This is a genomic window from Pedobacter terrestris (assembly GCF_052343045.1).
Classification (GTDB): domain Bacteria; phylum Bacteroidota; class Bacteroidia; order Sphingobacteriales; family Sphingobacteriaceae; genus Pedobacter.
The window spans coordinates 985042-1006778 of sequence record NZ_CP180264.1 but is presented as its reverse complement, the minus strand read 5'-3'; the positions used below and the strand labels follow the sequence as shown (position 1 = coordinate 1006778).

Below are 21737 nucleotides of genomic sequence, written 5' to 3'. Positions count from 1 at the left end.
ATCAGAAATTTTCTGATGGCCAAACGTAATTTTTTAGGATTATTTACTTTCTAAAACCGACAAAATATTACCTGCAGGATCTTTAAACCACGCGATATTTGGGCCTTGATCGCCGCGAGATATGCCTTTCTCATCAGTTTTGATATACTCGCTATTGTATTGCTCAAACTTAATTCCTTTAGTAATCAATTCGTTTACCGTGTTTTCAATGTTTTCTACATGAAAGTTGAAAACTGTAAAGGTAGCCGCGATGTGGTCTGGTTTTGGATAAATCATCAAAATTACGCCATTGGCGAAATGAATTTGCAAAATACCCATCGGATCATCTTGCACATTTAAACCCAATATACGGCCATAAAAATCTTTAGCCTGCCGAATATCATCAACAGAATACGAGCTGAATACTTTTGATTCGTTTAACATAACGTTTTTGATTTAAGAATGAATTTATGATTTCCAAATGCCCAAAAGCCTGCGTGCAACTACAATTTCGGCAATATGGTATGCATTGTGATCGGCAATTTGCAGGGCTTCGCGCAAAATAGTTTGTCCGCTGCCATGCGGAATTTCTGCATAAAGATCAGAAGTTTCCAAGAGATGAATAAATGCTGCTCGATCCTGATCAATCACTTTTAAGGTTTTTTCCCAGGTTTCCTGATTTTCTGGGGCAAGCTCTTTTGGCCAATATCCTTCCGGCCATTCTGGCGACTGGTGATTTCCGTCTTTACTAAACTCAAGCATATCCCACTGTGCAATACGAATGTGTTCTGCCAATTGCCAGATGCTGTATGGCAAATTGTGAACCTGTTGCCCAACCTGTTCCAATGTTAAACCTCTTACGGCCTCATTAAAACCTACGTGCGCACCGCCACCATTTAGTAATTTCTTTAATTCGGCAATCAATAATTCTGCGGATGTTTTCATAGCTTGATTTTAAATCGTTTTAGATTAAACACTTCAATTGCTGTTAAGTTTGCTAACCCTGATGCAGCTTTATCGATATTTCTATTACTTTTGGGCATGAAATACACTGATGAATTTCCAATTTTAAAAGAATATACCTACCTCAATACCGCAAGTTCCGGACTGTTATCCAATACGATAGCGAAATGGAGAACTGCACATGATGCAGAATTTCTAAATCAAGCCAGTATCTTCCGTTTAGATTGCGCTCAGCAAATTCAACAAACAAGAATCAATATTTCGTCATTATTTAATGTAAAAATTCAAAACACGTTTCTTGTGCCCAACTTTTCTTTTGGGTTTAATGCCTTACTTAACGGACTTGAAGAAAACCATCGTTTTTTAATTCTTAAAGAAGATTATCCGTCACTTAGTTTTCCTATTACCAGTATGGGATTGAATTTTAAGGAGATTGATATTGATGAACAATTGGAAACCAATATCATTTCGGCCATTGAAACATACAAACCGACTATTTTTGCTTTCAGCATGGTTCAATACATCAGTGGAATACGGATTAGCCCGGCTTTTATTCAACAACTGAAAACCAGTTTCCCAGAATTACTGCTCATTGCAGATGGTACACAGCTTATTGGTACTTGCCCTTTTGATTTTGAAAAAAGTGGTTTAGATGCATTGGTTGGCAGCAGCTATAAATGGTTGCTTGGTGGTTACGGAAACGGCTATGTTTTTATATCAGACAGCATTAGAAATTACCTTTATACTAACCAGAAAAATAATGCTTTGCCTTCTGCACCATTTTTAGCTGGTCGCGAATTTTTATCGCTTTGCTTTGAACCCGGACACATGGATACCTTAAATTATGGTACTTTAAACCAAAGTTTGAATTACCTAAATGCGATTGGACTGGATAAAATTGAAGCACATACGCAAGAGATTTCCAAAACGGCGAGAATTGCGCTTAATGATAGAGGATATATTGCGGATTATGTATTGAAGCGCGATGCACATTCTGCGATCATGGGCATTAGGCTAAATCAGGAAATGGTGGAAAAAATCCAACGCGCCAAAATTTTAGATACTCCGAGAGGAGAATTTAGACGTTTTTCTTTCCATTTCTACAATACAGATACAGACGTACAGAAATTGATTGATGTTTTGGACGGGAAGTGCTAATTTATTGCACCTCCCAAATGGCATCTACGAAATAATTGCGGCGATCAAAAAAATGCCGTGCTGGCTTAAAGCCCGATTTTTGGGCCAGCGCATCAATATCTGACAGATCATACTTTTGCGATATTTCCATGAATATATATTCATTCGCAGCAAAATGCAACACTTCGCCAGAAATTATTACGGTCTGCTGTTTTAAACTGATGAGGTAACTTTTGCAAGCACCAGAAGCCGGATCGTAAGTCGCGTAATGTTCAAAATGTTCCAGTTCAAAATTGGCTTCCAGTTCGCGGTTCATGCGCTGCAACAAATTGAGGTTAAATGCACGAGTAATTCCTCTCTGATCGTTGTATGCATTCAAAATTTGTTGTGGATTTTTCTTCAGATCGAAACCTACAATAAGCGTATCGTTAACAGATAAAGCAGCCCGCAACTGTTCGCAAAAGACTTCGGCTTCTGCCACAGTCATATTTCCAATATTTGCGCCCATAAACAACACTACTTTACGGCGGTTAGATCGCAGGTTGGCTTGTTCCAGCATATCAAAGTAATCGCCGTTCAGGCCAAAAATATCCAGTTCTGGCAGTTGTTTTGGCAAAGTAACTTCTAAATCTGAAATAACATGTGCAGAAATATCGATCGGTAAATACGTAAATTGAACTTTTTTTTCTAGCAGTGCTTTTAGCAAATGAACAGATTTTGTTGCGTCGCCCGCGCCAAGCTCAATCAGATCAAATGCATCGCCATTGGCTGCAATAACTTCTGCAATATGACCGGCTTGATTTTGCATAATTTCCATTTCGCAGTTGGTTAGGTAATATTCTTCCATATCCATAATCTGCTGAAAAATCTGATCGCCTTTTTCGTCATAAAAATACTTAGACTGCATTGTTTTTGGCGTAGCGCGCAACCCCTGCAAGGTATCTTCCAGAAATTTTGTTTTGTTATCTGCCGGCGTTTCTGTAATTAAGGTGCTCATCTTGTTTTGTTATTTAGCGAGGCGTATGCCTGTATATTGCCATCTAAGTTGTGGATGGAAAAAATTTCTGTATGTTTTGCGGCTGTGTCCTGCGGACGTTGCAACAGAAGCACCGCGCAGTACTTTTTGGTTGACCATAAATTTTCCGTTGTACTCGCCAATGGCACCGGGCGCTTTGTTAAAACCCGGATAAGGTAAATAAGCACTTTCCGTCCACTCCCATCGTTCACCCCAATTAAAGCGTTCTGCCGAAACCTCCCACTCAAACTCTGTAGGCAAACGCATGCCTTTCCACGAGGCAAATGCATACGCTTCGTAATAGCTGATGTGCGTAAGCGCTTGCTCTGGCGCCACAGGCTGCAAACCGGCAAAAGTGTATTGGTACCATTGATTATCAATTTTATACCAATACATAGGCGCAGCAATCTGATTTTCATTTACCCAACTCCAACCTTCAGAATGCCAAAGGCTAAAATCGCGGTAACCGCCATCTTCAATAAACGCGACGAATTCTGCATTGCTTACCAAAGAAGCGGAAATTGAAAATGCATGTAGATAAACTTTATGCCTGTTTAATTCATTATCGAAACAAAAATCTTTGCCGTTATAACCAATTTCATAAATGCCCTCATCAACCGCAATCATTGTTTTTTCCTGGTCTTCAGTTTTTTTATTTTCCGCAAATGATGCATCGTATGCAGGAAAAAGTGGATTATTGCCGAGAATATATTTTATATCAGTTAACAACAATTCCTGATGTTGTTGTTCGTGATTGAAACCAAGAACTAAAAGTTCGCGCACATCATCAACCGGTTCTTCTTCCAGAAATGCGAGCATTGCTGCATCAACATACGCACGGTATTGGTAAATTTCATTTACACTGGGACGGCTTAAATTGCCCCGATCTGTGCGGATTACGCGATTGCCTACCGCTTCATAATAGCTGTTGAAAACGTAACTGTAATCTGCGTTGTACACCTGATATTCAAATGCGTAAGGTTGCAAAATAAAAGTTTCAAAAAACCAGGTGGTGTGCCCTAAATGCCATTTCGGCGGACTTACATCTACGACCGGCTGCACAACATAGTCTTCGGTTTGTAAAGGAGCGCAAATTTCTTCAGAATGTTTTCTTATTGTTTTGTATTGTTGTGCGAGATTCATCAGTTCTGATCTAGATGGTTCTTAAGTTCTGTGATGGTATTAACATTTAGTTCTTTTGATTGTTTTCGGCGCATCATTAATGCATATGCATTATTAAAACCGATTGGCAACAACCATTTGATTTTGAACTTATTGCGAAATTCCTGAGATACATACCTGTACGTTTTATTTTTATCGTGCGCTAAAGTAGCGGATAATTTCGGATTGGGTTTTAGCAACACCAATAAGCCGGTTCCCGTATATTCAGGATAAAAATCAATCTGATCGTTCACTAAAGCATCAAAACAAATTTTGGTGCCGCCGAGCCCGGTTTTTGTAGATACCTGATAATCTGAGTTGCCCAAAATCAACATTTTATATATTTCTGCAAGGATGTATTGTTCGCCAAAAATCTTTGAACCAATGCGTACAATTGCGCCTTTACCATTTTTACTGGCTTTGTACAATCCTGTATTTTTTAGAAATTCCATGGCAACACGCTCTGGATTTTGGTGAAGATAATCTGTACGATAATTCAAATCTGTCATTATTGAATCGGTAATTTTTCCGGCCAGCTGATTCAGAATACCTTCCAGCTTCGGGAATCTTTTAAGACTTGCTTCGCGAACAATTGGTGCAGCATAATACGGAGGAAAAATACCTTTATCATCTTTTAAAATTGTAAGATCGAAAGCTTTTAAGCGGCCATCTGTAGAATACCCGCTGATTACGTCTAGCTTTTTTAAGTATGCTGCTTTATACATCACGGCATCGCTGATTACGATGGTTTTAATTTTTAATCCGTAAACGGATTTTAATCCCAAATCTCCATCTTGTCTACCCATAAATTCTGGTGTAAAACCGGCAGTAAGACCAGAATGGTAAGCTGCAGGAATGAGATAAAACCCACCAAACACCAATAATGTAACAGGTAACGCAAATAGTATTTTTCTAAGCTTTTTGAAATCCATTTTCTGAATAAAACCCAAAAGCGCATCGAGAATTACGGCCAACAATGCCGCCGGAATTGCACCGGCCAAAATCATATTGGTATTATTGAGTGAAATGCCACCGAAAATAAATTCGCCTAAACCACCCGCAGCAATGTAAGATGCCAGTGTTGCAACGCCTACATTAATTACTGTTGCTGTTCTTATACCGGCCAATAAAACCGGCATAGCAATGGGTATTTCAACCTTTAACAATACCTGCCAACGGTTCATTCCCAATGCTTTTGCAGCTTCAATAATGGTTGGATCTATCCCGGTTATACCCGTAAACGTATTGCGGATAATGGGCAACAACGCATAAATTAGTAATGCAACTATTGCGGGTTTAGCGCCAATGCCCAACACCGGAATCATAAAGCCTAGTAATGCAATACTCGGAATGGTTTGTAATACACCAGCAAAACCAAGTACAACGCCAGCCAGTTTTTTACGGCGGGCAATTAAAATACCTAAAGGCAAACCAATGGCCACAGCAAAAAGCAGCGAAATAAAAGTAAGCCCGATATGCTGTAAAGTTTGATTGATCAGCTTATCAGACTGGCTTTCCATAAAAGCCCACAAAGATTGGCTGCTCTCATTCATCTTTCATCTGGGTTTGATAAGTGTTAAAGGCATTTGCAATGGTAGAAAATGAGATCATTCGTTTTGCACCAAAAGCATCAACTGCGGTAAGTTCGGGGTTTTGAGATGCTCTCAATTGCTCCAATACATCCCAAACACTGTCTTCGCCCCCTAAGCTTATTTCAGTATAATTATGATGTGCCGGCACTTCTAAAAACGGCCAGATATCCGCAAGGCGGATAATTTTAAATTCAAGCGATAAACGCTGATTGTCTAAAAACTGCCGCGCAAAATCATTTTCTGGTTGGTACAGCAGCTCTTTTGGCGTACCAATTTGTACAACCTGGCCTTTATCCATTAAGCAAATCCTATCGGCAAGTTCAAAAGCTTCCTGAACATCATGCGTAACCATTACAATGGTTTTCTGTCTCAATTCCTCCAAAGCTTTAAATTCTGCATGAATATTAGCGCGCGTAACATTATCGAGTGCGCCAAAGGGTTCATCCATTAAAAGTATTGGCGGATTCACCATCAACGCTCTGGCCAATCCAACGCGTTGTTGTTGCCCGCCGCTTAATTGGTTTGGATAAAGTGTAAGGTAATTTTCTGGAAGGCGTAACTTGTGCATCAACTCGTGGGTTCTGTTGGCAATTTTCGTTTTCTCCCATTTGTAAAGCTTCGCTACCGCGGCAATATTTTCTGCAATGTTGTAATGAGGAAACAAACCCACGCCCTGCATTACGTAACCAATCGCTTTGCGCAATTCGTATACATTTCGGGTATTGGTATTTTCCCCATCGATATAAATTTCCCCTTTATCTGCTTCGATAAGTTTGTTAATCATTTTTAAGGTTGTGGTTTTACCGCATCCGCTGGTGCCAAGTAAAGCAAGTGTTTCGCCACGGCCAACCGTAAACGAAACGTTGTTTACTGCTTTAATTTGTCCAAAATGTTTAGAAACTTCTTCAAGTTGAATCATAAATTAATCTTCGATTGACATGAACAAATTGTTCAGCGATTCGGAAAATGTAGGATGAGCAAAAACGCAATACCGAATCCGATCGTAAGTGATACCACCTTCCATTGCCATTTGTAAAACTGACATCACCTCTCCGCCTTCGGCAGCAAGAACCGCAGCGCCCAGTATTTTTTTGCTTTCGGGATCTACAATCGCCTTCATTAAGCCTTTTGTTTCGCCTGTTTCAATACCTCTGGCTACATTTTCCATCGGTAAAACAGCTACTTTATATTTTATTTTCTGCGCTTTAGCTTCGGTTTCAGACAGACCAATTCTGCCCAATTGCGGATCGGTAAACATACAATATGGAACCGGCCGATCATGAATAGAATAATTTTTACCTTCTATCAAATTTCTGTATACAATAGTATAGTCGTTGTAAGCAATATGGGTAAAAGCTGGGCCACCTTTAACATCGCCCAATGCATAAATGCCTTTTACATTTGTTTCCAACCGGTCATTTACCAAAACATGTCCGTGATCATCGGTCTTAACGCCGCAGTTCTGCAATCCCAAATGCGCTGTTTGCGGTTTTCGGCCAACGGCAAGCAGAATATGACTGGCTTGTATCTCAGTTGTTTTCTCTTTCGAGGTGTATTCCAGACTCAGTTTATGATCACCTGATTGCTTTACACTTTTGATCTCTACACCCGTCAGGATTTCTATTTTTTCTTCTTTTAGAATATCGGTTAAAGATGCGGAAACATCTTCATCTTCTTTCGCAACAATGCGCGATGATTTTTCGAGAATACTAACCTGACTTCCAAAGCGGCTAAACATTTGACCAAATTCCAATCCGATGTAATTGCCGCCAACAACTAGCAAATGTTTAGGTACTTCGTTAAGTTCCAGAATGCTGGTAGATGTTAAATAGTTGATTTTTTCGATACCTTCTATTTCAGGAATTATTGTTTCTGCTCCTGTATTGATGAAAATCAGATCTGCACTCAGTTGGGTTTCTGCCCCCTCTTCATCCACAACCAACAGTTCCTTTTTCCCGCTGAAGCTGGCCGTTCCCATATAAACGTGCAAACCTTTGGTTTCTTTCAAACCCTTTTCTGCCGAGGCTCTAAATTTTTCTACGATATCATCTTTACGTTTTTTTATTTTTTTGAAATTGATCCGAATCTGGTCTACTTCTATGCCCAAATCTGCAGAATTTGCGGCTTGATATGCTTTGCGCGCAGCAGCAATCATGGTTTTGGTGGGCGTACAACCATCATTAATGCAAGTGCCTCCAATCTGACGTTTTTCTATAATAGCGGTTTTTTTCCCGGACTCGGCAAGTTTTTTTGCCAAAGGAACGCCAGCCTGGCCTGCTCCAATAATTACCGCATCATAATGTTTCATTGTTTTGTTTTTTCTGGTGAATGATTGCCAATCAAAAGCCTGTAAAATGGCTTTTTAATTGATACAGAAATAACCAGAATTTGCAATCAATGTTTTGAAATATTCAGCATCTGTCTACAACAGCCAAACTCAGAATTGCTAAAAAATAACTGCATTAAGCAAGTATACCAAACTCCAAAACAAGATGTATCAAAGGAATTACAATATTGATATAGCCAAAATAACCAACCAAATTACACTAAAAGCTGAGCCGAAATAAACCATTTGCATATTGCTTTTTAGGTTTTTCTTAATCAGTGCAGAATATAGTAACCATCCAACAAAAGCAACAAAATACAGAGGTGCAGCAAATAATAACATAATATTTTTTTTTACAAGATACAAAAAAAGGGCAAACAAATTCATGTTTACCCTCAGTCGTTTCAGGCTACGCACCGCAACCAAAACCTACTTATACTTATAGAAATAGACTCTAATATTTTAGAACAGTGCAAAATTATCTTTTTTTGTCGCTTATGTATATGGGTACATTTTTTTGGTCTTGATAAAAGTCAAAACCAACTGTTTTTTGCCTCAAAAGGACTAATTTGGGCATAAAGCGCTATTGACAAAGAAAAGTAGATAGGTAACTGTCCTAAAACTAAAAAAAGCGGAGAATTGTTAAGCAAAATTGATTTTTCCTGTCTTAGAAAATATCGGTTATCCGTAATCATTGGAATAAAAAAGAATATTTTAGATTCAACCTCAACATCGATGTACCGGGTTGATTTACATAAGATTACATTTCTACAATTTTTAACAAAATCATATTTTCAATATGCGCAACCAGATTAGAAAATCGAGTTTGATAAAGCTTTTATAAATTGTGATATTGGATCAAATCTGAACAGAATTTGCGCTTTGCCACTACCAATTCCATTTTAAAATAAGCGGAGCTATGTTCTGAATACCCTTTTTAGCTGGATATAACCATTCCACCAATTGCCGGTGCGCGTCCATTTGGGACCTCAAATATTTGTGTTCTCAAACCCACAAATATATTGTACAGTATAGAATTGTTTACACAAAAAAACTGCGTTTTACTATAACCATAAGACAGACAAAATGCTTAGGGACAACATCTGAATTTTCGGGAATGCAAAACACTCAGAATATACCATTACAAGACAAGTTATTACGCTCGATTAAAATATTATCCAGAAAACAAAGAGATTCATTAAAGCCTAAATACAGTAAAAAAAGTGAAATATAGCTTTAAACAGTTTAAACCTATATTTTACCCTTGATCAGTACAAAAACCGCTTAAATTTTAAAATTAGGGCAATTTTATTAAATTTGATTTATACCAAATCCGAGTTTATGTATCAATTAAACATACCCGCAAATCAAGTTAAGGCCTCTTTAAGTAAACATGTTTTGGCTGATGGATTCGACCTCACCTATGATATCGAAAAAAGTAACGGTGCATATATTTACGATTCTAAATACAACCGTACTTTGCTTGATTTCTTTACCTGTTTCGCGTCGGTTCCATTGGGCTACAATCATCCGAAAATGATCAACGATGAAGGATTTAAAAAAAACCTACTCTTGGCGGCAATGGCAAATCCATCAAACTCTGATGTATATACCCAACAATATGCTCAGTTTGTAGATAACTTTGCAAATTTTGGTATGCCAGATTATATGCAACATGCATTCTTTATTGCTGGTGGAACCCTCGCAATAGAAAATGCATTGAAAGTAGCGATGGATTGGAAAGTGCAGAAAAACTTTGAAAAAGGATATACAGAAGAAAAAGGTTTTAAAGTATTGCATTTTGAAAAAGCCTTTCACGGTCGTTCGGGTTATACGCTTAGTTTAACCAATACTTCGCCAGACAAAACAAAATGGTTTGCAAAATTTGATTGGCCGAGAGTAAGCGTTCCGAGGATAAAATTTCCGTTGGAAGGAGAAAATCTGAGTGAAGCAATCTCTACAGAAGAAATTTCTATCGCGCAGGTTAAACAGGCTTTTGCTGAGCATAAAGATGATATTTGCGCCATAATTATTGAGCCGATACAATCTGAAGGTGGCGACAATCATTTAAGGGAAGAGTTTTTAATCCAGCTGAAATCTATTGCAGATGAGAATGATGCTTTTTTAATTTATGATGAAGTACAAACGGGAGTTGGCTTAACCGGAAAATTTTGGTGTCATCAGCATTTTAGTGAAAAAGCTCGCCCAGATATTTTGGCTTTTGGAAAGAAAATGCAAGTTTGTGGCATTCTGGTTGGTGATAAAGTGAATCAAATTGAAAAAAATGTATTTAAAGTTCCCAGCAGAATCAACTCTACCTGGGGAGGAAATTTAGTGGATATGGTTCGTGCAACACAGATTCTGCAGATTATTGAAGAAGATGCCCTTTGCCAAAATGCCGCACAGGTTGGCCAATACCTGCAAGACAATCTGCACCAACTGAGTTTGCGGTTTGATCAAATGACCAATGTACGCGGAAGAGGACTTCTCTGTTCGTTTGATTTCCCTACAACGCAGATGCGCAATGCATTTATAGACAAAGGCTTATCAGAAAACGTAATGTTTTTAGGCTGTGGCGCCCACACAATACGTTTCCGCCCAGCGCTTTGTATAGAACAAAAACATATTGACGAGGGATTGACGGTTATGGAAAAAATATTGCCTTTATTGTAGGCATGAATAAAAAACCTGTCTTCTATATTGGTCTTGTGGCAGTTTTAGTGCTAGTATTTTTTATGATCAGAAGTTCTTTCAATCAAACGTCTGTAAGCGATATGAAAGCTGGTTTTAAAGAGGTAGCAAAATACCGCAATGCCAATAATACTGGCCCGGTACAAAGAATTTATATAGTAACCGTTAAAGATTCTGTTTGGCCGGAAATTGAAGCTTATGGCAATTTAATGCCGCATACAAAATATGGAAATACAAAAGTCTATTTCTTTATGGAAGGAAAAAGCGTACCTACCAATTTACAGCCCGGTGATGTAAATTTCGATCCGAGCTTCAATTCATCCTGCATTGCCTTGTATGAAAAAAGTGCGATGAGTCAGGTTGCCTTTAATAAAAAAGTCTTCGCAAGCCGTTAGTTCATTTTCTCTAGACTTCCAGAATTGTTCATTAGTTCATTAGGGAATTGGTTCATTATTTCAAAACTGGTGAAAAAATGTTCTTTTGTCATTAGTGAAGAGCAAATGAACTAATGACAAATGAACCAATTTACGAATGAATCAATAATTAATTAAACAAATGCTGAAAATCCGGTAATCGCCCTTCCAACTATTAGTGTATTGATTTCTTTAGTACCCTCATAAGAATAAATGGCTTCTGCGTCTGCAACAAAACGCGCTACATTGTATTCCAATAATATACCGTTTCCACCCATTACTTCTCTTGCTTTGCTCACCACATCGCGCGTGCGTAAAGAGCAAAATACCTTAGCTAAAGATGCGTGTTCGTCTTTCAATAAGCCCTGATCCTGTAATTGCGATAAACGATAACAAAGCGTTTGCATTGCGGTTAAATTGGATAACATCTCTACCAAATGATTTTGAATCAATTGGAAAGAAGCAATTGGTTTGCCGAATTGTTTGCGTGTACGCGTATAATCCAATGCATTTTCATAAGCGCCACGCGCGCAGCCAACCGCTTGCCAGGCAACACCAGCTCTTGTCATTTGCAATACCTTGGCAGTATCTTTAAATGAATTAGCATTTTGCAATCGGTCTGATTCTTCAATTTCACAGTTCGTTAAGGTAATCAAACCATTTTGAACAATTCTGAGCGCCATTTTATCTTCCATTTTCTCTACAGCAAAACCCGGATTGTCTTTTTTAACGATAAATCCTTTCACTTCGTTACTGTCTTCATCGCGTGCCCAAATCACGAGAATATCTGCGAAAGTGGCATTTCCAATCCACTTTTTCTGTCCGTTCAATATCCACTTATCGCCTATCTTTTTACAGGTAGTTGTTAATCCCCCGGCAGCAGCAGATCCTACTTCAGGTTCTGTTAAGCCAAAAGCACCAATAATTTTAAATTGTTGCATTAAAGGCAGCCATTGTTGTTTCTGTTCTTCAGATCCGCAAATGTAAATAGACCCCATGGCCAAACCGCTTTGAACACCAAAAAAGGTAGACAAAGATGTATCTATTCTCGCCATTTCCATAGCTAAAATCCCTTCCATCAAATTTGATTTACCCGGACAACCATAACCTTTATAGGTTAATCCGCAGATGTTCAATTCAGCAAGTTTAGGAATAATCTCGAAGGGAAATTCTGCCCGGTTCCAATAGTGATTGACGATTGGCTTCACCTCTTTTTCTAAGAAAGCACGTACTTTAAGCTGAAGATCACGATCTTCTTCACTTAACGCCTCATCACCAAGATGATAAAAATCCCCTTCTATCGGAGGAAGCTCTTTCTTTTTACCTGATCCGCCCATCATTTTCATCATTCCGTTGATTTGCTTTTCATCCAGATTAGAAATGGTTTCAACCATCTTAGGAAGATCAACCTTTTTAGACAGGGCTTCTAACTTATCAAAATCTACATGTTTAAATAAGTTGTATGCATTTTTAAGAGAAGAAAATATACTCGCCATTATTATTCGTTTGGAGAGTAACAAATCAGGCGTGTTTTTGTTCGTTTTACGTATTCAGGCAATTAACCGATTCTGAGTACTCAAAACACCTGGATTAAATTTGCTTCGATAATAAAAACGGAGAAAACAAAACGAAAACACTCAGGCGTCTTAGACGATTGATATAATTTCGCCATCTAAAACGCCTAACATGCATTTACTGTTTACAATACGAAGATTGTATTCAAAATATTCAGGCTACAAGCTGAATTAACGAAGATCAAATAAACTGTCTACACCCAGCAATTTCCGTGAGGTAAAACCTTCACCATATTTTGCACCGATGCTTTTACCAAATTCGCGCGATCTCCCAATCACAGATTCAAAAAATTCTGGCGAAGAGATATAGGTTTGCTGCCCTTCTACATCTGGATTATAGAACTGAGTTCTATACGCTTTTATGGATGCAATTTTAGTTTCCATGTGATCTGTAATGTCTACAATTATATCTGGCTTAATGTAAGAATCCTGAATAAACTGCAACAGCAATCGCGGACGATGGGCTTGCTGAATTTCTCCATTTACTTCCGTTACAATTTTGGGTAAACCAGATAAAAAAACAGAATCATTTACCAGATCGCCTGCCCTACCATGATCTGGATGTCGATCATAAAGCGCGTTACTTAGAATAATTTCTGGTTGATATTTACGAATAGCCTTAATCACTGCGAGGCGATGTTGTTCGTCATTTTGGAAAAAGCCATCTCTCATGCCTAAGTTTTCACGGGCAGACAAACCTAAAATTGTCGCGGCATCTGCGGCTTCAACATCGCGGGTTTCCGCTGTACCTCTCGTACCCAGTTCGCCACGCGTGAGATCTACAATTCCAACCCTTTTACCTTGAGCAATATGTTTCAAAATTGTTCCTGAACAACAAAGCTCAGCATCGTCGGGATGAACCGCGATCACTAAAATATCTAATTTCATTTGTGTTTATTGTGCATGTTCATTCAGCAAACGCTGAATGTTTTTTTTGATTCTGGAATTTAGAGGTTTGGTAAAAGGATAAAAGAAATCCTGAAGTTCGCCTTTTCTGTTGAGCAGATATTTGTGAAAATTCCATTTGGGTTTGGAATTGAGTTTTCCATTTTGCTTTTTCTCGCTCAAAAACTGATATAATGGATGCGTATGTGCACCGCGGACCATAATTTTTCCAAAAACCGGAAATTCTACGCCGTAATTGATTTCGCAGAACTGCTGAATATCAGAACCTTCCAGCGGTTCCTGTTTTCCAAAGTCGTTACTTGGAAAACCCAAAATTTCGAAATCCGGATGGTTAATTTCCTCTTTCAATTGCTGCAATTCTTTCAGTTGCGGTGTAAAACCACATTCTGAAGCTGTATTAACAATTAATAAAACTTTATTTCTGTATGCCGACAAAGGCTGCTCCTCTCCATTTACTTTTTTTACTTTAAACGGATAGATGTTAGGAATCGTTTCCTGCATTTTTATTGGTAATATCCCGAAGTACGGATAATGGATTCTATGTCCCTATCCTGATTCGGATCGTAAGTACTTTTTAAATTATGGCCTACAACACGTGCAACAATCTGTAAAGAGAAGGCTGTGAAACCCCCTTTAGTTTGTTTAACGATATCATATGTGGTACGTCCAACCTCGCGGTCAATCAATTTTGTTAATATTTGACCTTGTGTAATGGTCAGTTCTTTAATTTCGCGGTTAAACATGTCTTTAATTTCGCGATCACATTCTTTAACCAATGCTTTTTGTTGTTTCTTTTCTGGTGTCAATGCTAAATCCTGCTCCAATTTTTCATATCTACGTTTGGCAAATAAAGCATAAGGCATAACTTTTAAAACATTATAGCGCAAACGGTTAAATGCTGCTCTTTCTGCAGGCGATTTGAATAAGTGTGGTGCATTAATGGTAACATCGCTCAGCTGCATCCAAGGAATCATTTCACCGTGATCATTTGTTGAAGCAACTCGAATGGTATCCGCCTTTCCCAGTTTAGGAAAAACAGGGCCAACAACTTCCTGTGATTTTGCTTTTACTGCAAAAATCATTACAATACACAGAAAAAAGAGCCCTTTAATTTTCATAAATTTATAATTTACAAAGTTAGGTGTTAATTCATATATTAGTCATTCAACAAATCTAATATAGGTTTAATTACGACAAAACACGCAATTTTTTACGCAAAAAAAACAAATGAAAACAGAGTTAGTGATTGATTTAGAGGCGGAAAAGCAGGAAATACTGAAACGATACCGGGCTTTATTGCGGGCCAGCAAATCGACCTTGCAGAAAGGCGATAAAAAAGAAATTCGTAAAGCATTTGACATGGCTTTGGAAAGCCATAAAGATATGCGCCGCAAGTCCGGCGAACCGTATATATACCATCCCATTGCCGTTGCACAAATTGCTGCAGAAGAAATTGGTTTGGGCACAACCTCAATTGTGTGTGCATTGCTTCATGATGTTGTAGAAGATACTGACATTACTTTAGAAGATATAGAACGCGAATTTGGCAAAAAAACTGCCAAAATTATTGATGGATTAACTAAAATTTCTGGTGTTTTTGACACCAACAGTTCACTTCAGGCAGAAAATTTCAGAAAAATGCTACTTACCCTGGCAGATGATGTTAGGGTAATTTTGATTAAACTGGCCGATCGTTTACACAATATGCGGACGATGGATTTTATGCCGCGCCACAAACAATTGAAAATCGCCTCAGAAACGATTTATCTTTACGCTCCGCTGGCTCATAGATTGGGTTTATATGCAATAAAATCAGAATTGGAAGATCTTTCTATGAAATATCTGGAACCCGATACCTATAAATTTATTGCAAAAAAACTAAATGAGAAAAAGGCAGAGCGGAATTTGTTTATCAAAAAATTTGTAGAACCTATAGACGAAATTGTTCATGAGCAAGGTTTGGTTGCTGATGTGTATGGCCGGCCAAAATCCATCCATTCCATCTGGAACAAAATGAAAAAGAAAAATATTCCTTTTGAAGAGGTGTACGATCTTTTTGCCATCCGGATTATTCTGGACAGTCCTCCTGAAAATGAAAAAGCAGATTGTTGGAAAGCTTACTCTATTGTAACGGATTTATACCGACCAAATCCCGATCGTTTACGGGATTGGGTTTCATCACCAAAAGGTAACGGCTATGAGAGTTTACATACCACCGTGATGGGCCCGCGCGGACAATGGGTAGAAGTACAAATCCGTACGCAAAGGATGAATGAAATTGCAGAAAAAGGTTTCGCTGCGCATTGGAAATACAAAGAATCGAGCAACGATAATGGTCTGGATCAATGGATACACAAAGTGCGCGATATGCTGAACAATCCGGAAGCCAACGCATTGGATTTTCTGGACGATTTTAAAATGAACCTTTTCTCTGATGAGATTTTCATTTTCACACCAAAAGGTGCGCTTATACAATTGCCTTTGGGCGCTACTGCTTTAGATTTTGCTTTCGAAATTCATACAGATGTTGGGGCCACCTGTATTGGTGCGAAAGTAAACCACAAACTGGTACCAATTTCATACAAACTTCAAAACGGCGATCAGGTAGAAATCATCACCTCTAACAAACAAACGCCTAAAGAAGATTGGTTAAATATTGTCGTTACGGCGAAAGCCAAATCAAAAATTAAATCGTCTTTAAAAGAAGAAAAGAGAAAAATAGCCGAAACTGGCAAAGAGATTTTAGAGCGTAAGCTTAAATCGCTAAAAATTACATACAACACCGATAATCTGAACAAAATTAGCTACTATTTCAAGCTGCCTTCTACACAAGAACTCTTCATCAACGTTGCACTTGGCAAAATTGAGCTAAAGGATATTAAAGAATATTTATCTGCAGAGAAAGAAGTAGAAAACAGAGTTCTCGAACGTCCGGATAATTCTGTAGACGGAATCAAAAGCAAAATTAAAGGTTCCGAATCGGATATTTTGCTGATTGGAGAAGATATGCAGAAAATTGATTACACGCTGGCCGCATGCTGTAATCCAATTCCTGGCGATGATGTTTTCGGTTTTATCACAGTTAGCGACGGCATAAAAATTCACCGTACAAATTGTCCTAACGCCACGCAATTAATGGCCAATTATGGTTATCGCGTAGTGAAGGCAAAATGGAACAAACAAAAAGAACTGACTTTCTTAACCGGTCTCCGCATAGTAGGTATTGACGATGTTGGATTGATAAACAACCTTACAAAGGTAATTTCTAATGATTTTAAAGTGAATATGCGGTCAATCACTGTAGATACAAACGAAGGAATTTTTGAAGGTTCTATCATGATATTTGTAAATGACACGGAACACTTAGAAAATCTGGTCAACAATTTACTAAAAGTTCGGGGCGTAACCGGTGTTACCCGTTTTGATGCATAAAGTAGTCGGAAACTCCATAATCCGAAGTCGGACCTCAGGATTTCAAGCTTAATACGTAAGCGATTAAGCATCGTAGTTCTGACTTCCAACTTCAGACTTTCCGACTTATTACAACATTTAAACAATTGAACAGTATAAGAATCAAACAATTTACATACCTTTGAAAGGAGTTTAAAAGCTATGTCAGAACAAAAAACAAATGAGCTCGTCCGCAAGATTTTTGAAGCTTATTTAGAAAATAAAAACCTCAGAAAAACACCGGAGCGTTTCGCAATTTTGGAAGAAATATATTCAAGGAATGATCACTTTGATGTGGAAACCTTATATATCCATATGAAAAACCAAAAATATCGTGTAAGTAGAGCAACCGTATACAATACGTTAGAGCTACTGGTATCTTGCGATTTGGTTACCAAACACCAGTTTGGAAAAAATATGGCGCAATTTGAAAAGTCTTACGGTTACCGCCAACACGATCACGTGATCTGTATAGAGTGTGGTAAAGTGGTAGAATTTTGCGATCCGCGCATTCACCAAATCCAAACAATGGTTGGCGATTTACTGAAATTCGATATCAAACACCATTCTTTAAACCTTTACGGTTTCTGCTCAGATTGCAGCGTTGCCCGTAAAGTACACGAAAGTGCAGCACAAAAGCTAGAAGCAAATTAAATCTATAACAATAAAACCAGCCAATTTTTTAATAATGACGCAAGTAGATGTACTTCTCGGCCTGCAATGGGGCGATGAAGGAAAGGGAAAAATCGTTGATGTTCTGAGTCCAAAATATGACCTTATTGCCCGTTTTCAAGGTGGCCCGAATGCTGGTCACACTTTAGAATTTGACGGCAAAAAATTTGTATTAAATACTATTCCATCGGGAATTTTTAATGAAAAAACCATGAACCTTATCGGTAATGGTGTAGTAATAGATCCCATTATTTTAAAACGAGAGCTAGACAATCTTAAAAATGCCGGGCACGATCCAATTGCTGCCGGCAAACTCGTTATTGCCCGCAAAGCACACCTTATTTTGCCTACACATCAATTGCTTGATGCTGCAAATGAGGCCAGAATGGGTAAAAATAAAATTGGTTCTACTTTAAAAGGTATCGGACCAACTTATATGGACAAAACTGGCCGTAATGGCTTACGTGTTGGCGACACTACACTTCCGGATTTTAAGGAACGTTACGCTAAATTGGTAGAAAAACACACTGAAATTCTTTCTCATTACGAGTTTGAATATGATCTTTCTGAAAAGGAAGCTGCATTTTTTGAAGCCATTGAATTTATTAAAACCATCCCACACGTAGATAGCGAGCATTTCGTAAACGGATATTTAAAAGAAGGCAAAAAAGTACTGGCAGAAGGTGCGCAAGGTACATTGTTAGATGTAGATTTTGGATCTTATCCTTTTGTGACTTCAAGCAATACGACAACTGCCGGCGCCTGCACAGGTTTAGGCATTGCCCCAAATAAAGTTGGTGCAGTTTATGGTATTTTCAAAGCTTATTGCACACGTGTTGGTGGCGGACCTTTCCCAACAGAACTAGACGATGAAACTGGTGAAACTTTACGTAAAGTTGGACACGAATTTGGTGCAACAACTGGCCGTGCCCGTCGTACCGGATGGATTGATCTTCCAGCATTGAAATATGCCATTATGTTAAATGGTGTTACAGAATTAATTATGATGAAAGCAGATGTTCTTGATGCATTTGACACCATAAACGTTTGTACGCATTACGAATATGATGGAGAAACTATCGATTATATGCCTTACGACATTATTTCAATCCAGCCAAAACCGGTTTTAAAATCGTTTGAAGGTTGGAATACAGATGTAACAAAAATTACTGGTGTAGATCAGATTCCGGCAAAACTGCAAGAATATATCGAGTATCTGGAGCAAGAATTGGAAGTTCCAATCCGTTTCCTCTCTGTAGGACCAGATCGTGCACAAACTCTAGAATTGAATTAATTTAAGTGTGTTTACATGCATAATCAAGTGAAAAAGCAATCCAATTTGGGTTGCTTTTTTTTTGTGATCAGAATTTCTTAGGTTAAAATTTGAAAAACAAAAGTAATGGAAATGTGAAATGGTAGTCCCGCAATGTTGTAAGCGCCGGAAAAAACCGGCGGGTTTCCGCGTATGTCGGGGTTAAATGACTTCACTTCTTACTAAAAACAAAAGAAGCACTGCAAAGCTTCTACGTTTTGACTTTCGTATGAGCTAAGCTTTATTTACATTTGCAGCCTCTTGGAAAAACCAGCATCAATACAGACATTTAAAAAGCAGGCTATAGCTTGGGCAAATCAATTTGAAGTCTGCTGCATTTTAGATTCTAACAGTTATAACGATCCATATTCCAGTTATGATTATTTGATTGCAGCTGGCGTATCTGCAGAGCTCCGCAGCAATTCCGGCCGTGCTTTTGAAGAGCTCAAAGCTTTTTATCATGCGCAGCAAACCTGGATTTTTGGCTTTATGGGTTACGACCTGAAAAATGAAACAGAAGCACTCACCTCCGGAAATCGGGATCACCTCAACTTTCCAGATCTCTATTTTTTTTCGCCTAAATATGTTATTGCGATCAAAAATGATGAAGTAAACATCCTGAAGGGAAATAATTCCATTTTGGACGAAATCAGATCAACAAAAATTCAACAAGTTGAAGAACACAAACCGGTTAATGTACAGCAGCGATTATCCAAAACCAATTATATAAACTGTGTTAATCAACTCAAGGCCCATATTTTAAAAGGGGATATTTATGAAGTAAATTTCTGCCAGGAGTTTTTTGCAGAGCACGCAAACATCAATCCATTGGCCACTTATGAAGCTTTAAATGCGCTTTCCCCTACGCCATTTTCGGGATATTTTAAAATTAACCACAAATACATACTCTCGGCCACACCAGAACGGTTTATTTGTAAAAGAGGAGAAAAGTTAATTTCGCAACCCATCAAGGGAACAATTAAACGAGGTTATAACGCAAAAGACGATGAGCGTGTAAAAGAAGAACTTAGAAATGATCCAAAAGAGCAGTCAGAAAATGTAATGATTGTAGATTTGGTTCGCCACGATTTAACAAAATCCGCCCTGAAAGGCACCGTAAAAGTAGACGAACTTTTTGGCGTATATAGTTTCCCTCAGGTGCATCAACTTATTTCTACGGTTTCCTGTACAATCAATCCCGAAATTCATTTCATAGATGCTATAAAAAATTGTTTTCCTATGGGTTCAATGACTGGCGCGCCAAAATTACGGGCAATGCAGTTAATTGAAGAATATGAAGCCAGCAAACGAGGTGTGTATTCCGGCTCTTTTGGGTGCATCACTCCGGAGGGAGATTTCGATTTCAATGTAATTATCAGAAGTATTTTATATAATGAACATGCAAAATACTTGTCGTTTCAGGTAGGTGGAGCAATAACATATGCTTGCGACGCAGAGAAAGAATATGATGAATGTTTGGTTAAAGCGAGTGCAATTATGCAAGTGTTAGCTCATTAATAAAAACTTCTGTGCGCATAGATAGTTTTCCAAAAATGCTACTATAGTTGATACGAAGTAATGACCATTTGTTTAAGTTTTCTATTTCCTGGTAAATAGAAAAGGTGTAAAGCTTTTGCATAATGCATAACTTTACACCTCTGAACCACAAACCTAAACCTTACTTTTTATAGTATTGTGTTGCTTCTGGTAAATATTTCTGTATTTGAGCAATTCGGGTAGCATCACTCGGGTGTGTACTTAAAAACTCTGCTGGTTTTTGTGCACCTGCAGATGCAGAAGCCATTCTATTCCAGAAATTTACTGATGTTGCAGGATCATAACCAGCCATTGCCATAAAAATCAAACCCAATCGATCGGCTTCCAATTCTTGGTTGCGACTAAATTTTAGCATCGCAACTGGACTTCCAACACCGTAAAGCGTGTTAAACACCCCTTGCGCTTTTGGATTTTTGGATAATGCAACACCGCCGGCTGCGCCAATACCTTGAGCAACCATTTCTTGCGACATGCGCTCTGCGGAGTGACCGGCGATAGCATGTGCAATTTCGTGCCCCATCACAGTGGCTAAACCTGCATCATCTTGGGTTACAGGCAAAATTCCGGTGTACACTACAATTTTCCCTCCTGGCATACACCAGGCATTTTTTTCATTATTTTGAACCACGTTAACTTCCCATTGGTAATCCGCAATCAGATTTGCATAATTGTTTTGGTTCATATAAGATTTTACCGCTGTGATCAATCTGCTTCCAATCGTTTTAACCTTTAATGCCTGAGCATTTGATGCAGGCAAAACAGCCGTTTTATTTTCTGTTAAAAAGGTATCATACGCCTGAAAAGCCATGGGCAAAACCTGATCATTGCTAACCAAATCCAGTCGGCTTCTGCCTGTTAAGGGAACAGTAGAGCATGAATTAAACAGTAAAACAGCGGCTAAACTGGCTGTAAAAAGAACCTTTTTCATATAAAATTAATTAATAGATTAGTAATCGGTATATCAAACTGAAGAGTAAACAGCGTACAGA

Annotated in this window: 19 protein-coding genes; 7 read left to right on the top strand and 12 right to left on the bottom strand. The window is 38.3% G+C overall.

Annotation, left to right across the window (positions count from 1 at the left end):
• Positions 1-39: 39 nt before the first annotated feature.
• Together ACJVDH_RS04330 and ACJVDH_RS04325 are read right to left on the bottom strand one after the other, a co-directional pair.
• Positions 40-423 (bottom strand): VOC family protein, encoded by a 384-nt coding sequence (locus tag ACJVDH_RS04330; protein WP_443946346.1) that lies wholly within the window; start codon positions 421-423, stop codon positions 40-42.
• Between the two features lie 24 nt (positions 424-447).
• Positions 448-924 carry a DinB family protein gene (locus tag ACJVDH_RS04325; protein WP_443946345.1) on the bottom strand — a complete coding sequence of 159 codons (477 nt, stop codon included), beginning with the start codon at positions 922-924 and terminating at the stop codon, positions 448-450.
• A gap of 96 nt (positions 925-1020) precedes the next feature.
• On the opposite strand from ACJVDH_RS04325, the gene ACJVDH_RS04320 reads away from it, so the two are divergent.
• Positions 1021-2100, top strand: coding sequence for an aminotransferase class V-fold PLP-dependent enzyme (locus ACJVDH_RS04320; RefSeq protein WP_443946344.1), 1080 nt, complete (start codon positions 1021-1023; stop codon positions 2098-2100).
• A gap of 1 nt (position 2101) precedes the next feature.
• On the opposite strand, the gene ACJVDH_RS04315 is transcribed toward ACJVDH_RS04320, so the two are convergent.
• The 5 genes from ACJVDH_RS04315 to ACJVDH_RS04295 are packed head-to-tail and all read right to left on the bottom strand — an operon-like array spanning position 2102 to position 8155.
• Positions 2102-3076, bottom strand: coding sequence for an L-histidine N(alpha)-methyltransferase (locus tag ACJVDH_RS04315; protein WP_443946343.1), 975 nt, complete (start codon positions 3074-3076; stop codon positions 2102-2104).
• A gap of 9 nt (positions 3077-3085) precedes the next feature.
• Positions 3086-4237 carry an ergothioneine biosynthesis protein EgtB gene (gene egtB / locus ACJVDH_RS04310; RefSeq protein WP_443946342.1) on the bottom strand — a complete coding sequence of 384 codons (1152 nt, stop codon included), beginning with the start codon at positions 4235-4237 and terminating at the stop codon, positions 3086-3088.
• Positions 4237-5808, bottom strand: a complete 1572-nt coding sequence (locus tag ACJVDH_RS04305; RefSeq protein WP_443946341.1) for an ABC transporter permease/substrate-binding protein — start codon at positions 5806-5808, stop codon at positions 4237-4239. The genes egtB and ACJVDH_RS04305 overlap by 1 nt, the downstream gene beginning before the upstream one ends.
• On the bottom strand, positions 5801-6766 hold the full coding sequence (locus ACJVDH_RS04300; protein WP_443946340.1) for an ABC transporter ATP-binding protein: 966 nt from the start codon (positions 6764-6766) through the stop codon (positions 5801-5803). Before ACJVDH_RS04300 ends, ACJVDH_RS04305 begins: the two co-directional genes overlap by 8 nt.
• Before the next feature lie 3 nt (positions 6767-6769).
• On the bottom strand, positions 6770-8155 hold the full coding sequence (locus ACJVDH_RS04295; protein WP_443946339.1) for a mercuric reductase: 1386 nt from the start codon (positions 8153-8155) through the stop codon (positions 6770-6772).
• A 1359-nt stretch (positions 8156-9514) separates the two neighbouring features.
• Here ACJVDH_RS04295 and lat point away from each other — a divergent pair.
• Together lat and ACJVDH_RS04285 are read left to right on the top strand one after the other, a co-directional pair.
• A complete protein-coding gene (gene lat / locus ACJVDH_RS04290; protein ID WP_443946338.1) occupies positions 9515-10846 on the top strand; it encodes an L-lysine 6-transaminase in 1332 nt (443 codons plus the stop codon).
• A gap of 2 nt (positions 10847-10848) precedes the next feature.
• Complete coding sequence (locus tag ACJVDH_RS04285) at positions 10849-11259, top strand: hypothetical protein (RefSeq protein WP_443946337.1); 411 nt, start codon at positions 10849-10851, stop codon at positions 11257-11259.
• Positions 11260-11411: 152 nt separating this feature from the next.
• Here ACJVDH_RS04285 and ACJVDH_RS04280 read toward each other — a convergent pair whose 3' ends face one another.
• From ACJVDH_RS04280 to ACJVDH_RS04265, 4 genes are all read right to left on the bottom strand, one after another.
• Positions 11412-12773 carry an acyl-CoA dehydrogenase family protein gene (locus ACJVDH_RS04280; RefSeq protein WP_443946336.1) on the bottom strand — a complete coding sequence of 454 codons (1362 nt, stop codon included), beginning with the start codon at positions 12771-12773 and terminating at the stop codon, positions 11412-11414.
• A 249-nt stretch (positions 12774-13022) separates the two neighbouring features.
• On the bottom strand, positions 13023-13739 hold the full coding sequence (gene bshB1, locus ACJVDH_RS04275; RefSeq protein ID WP_443946335.1) for a bacillithiol biosynthesis deacetylase BshB1: 717 nt from the start codon (positions 13737-13739) through the stop codon (positions 13023-13025).
• A 6-nt stretch (positions 13740-13745) separates the two neighbouring features.
• Entirely contained in the window at positions 13746-14258 is a 513-nt protein-coding gene (locus ACJVDH_RS04270) for a glutathione peroxidase (RefSeq protein ID WP_443946334.1), read from the bottom strand.
• 2 nt (positions 14259-14260) lie between these two features.
• Positions 14261-14875 carry a DUF4294 domain-containing protein gene (locus ACJVDH_RS04265; protein ID WP_443946333.1) on the bottom strand — a complete coding sequence of 205 codons (615 nt, stop codon included), beginning with the start codon at positions 14873-14875 and terminating at the stop codon, positions 14261-14263.
• 109 nt (positions 14876-14984) lie between these two features.
• Here ACJVDH_RS04265 and ACJVDH_RS04260 point away from each other — a divergent pair, with 109 nt between their 5' ends.
• The 4 genes from ACJVDH_RS04260 to ACJVDH_RS04245 all read left to right on the top strand — a co-directional run bounded on the left by ACJVDH_RS04260 (position 14985) and on the right by ACJVDH_RS04245 (position 20709).
• Positions 14985-17189, top strand: a complete 2205-nt coding sequence (locus tag ACJVDH_RS04260; protein ID WP_443946332.1) for a RelA/SpoT family protein — start codon at positions 14985-14987, stop codon at positions 17187-17189.
• A 180-nt stretch (positions 17190-17369) separates the two neighbouring features.
• Complete coding sequence (locus ACJVDH_RS04255; RefSeq protein WP_443946331.1) at positions 17370-17861, top strand: Fur family transcriptional regulator; 492 nt, start codon at positions 17370-17372, stop codon at positions 17859-17861.
• 34 nt (positions 17862-17895) lie between these two features.
• Positions 17896-19173: an adenylosuccinate synthase gene (locus ACJVDH_RS04250; RefSeq protein ID WP_443946330.1), complete on the top strand. Its 1278-nt coding sequence runs from the start codon at positions 17896-17898 to the stop codon at positions 19171-19173.
• A 279-nt stretch (positions 19174-19452) separates the two neighbouring features.
• Positions 19453-20709, top strand: a complete 1257-nt coding sequence (locus tag ACJVDH_RS04245) for an anthranilate synthase component I family protein (RefSeq protein WP_443946329.1) — start codon at positions 19453-19455, stop codon at positions 20707-20709.
• Positions 20710-20869: 160 nt separating this feature from the next.
• Here the strand turns inward: ACJVDH_RS04245 and ACJVDH_RS04240 are convergent, their stop codons facing one another.
• Positions 20870-21676: a M48 family metallopeptidase gene (locus ACJVDH_RS04240; RefSeq protein ID WP_443946328.1), complete on the bottom strand. Its 807-nt coding sequence runs from the start codon at positions 21674-21676 to the stop codon at positions 20870-20872.
• Between the last annotated feature and the right edge of the window lie 61 nt (positions 21677-21737).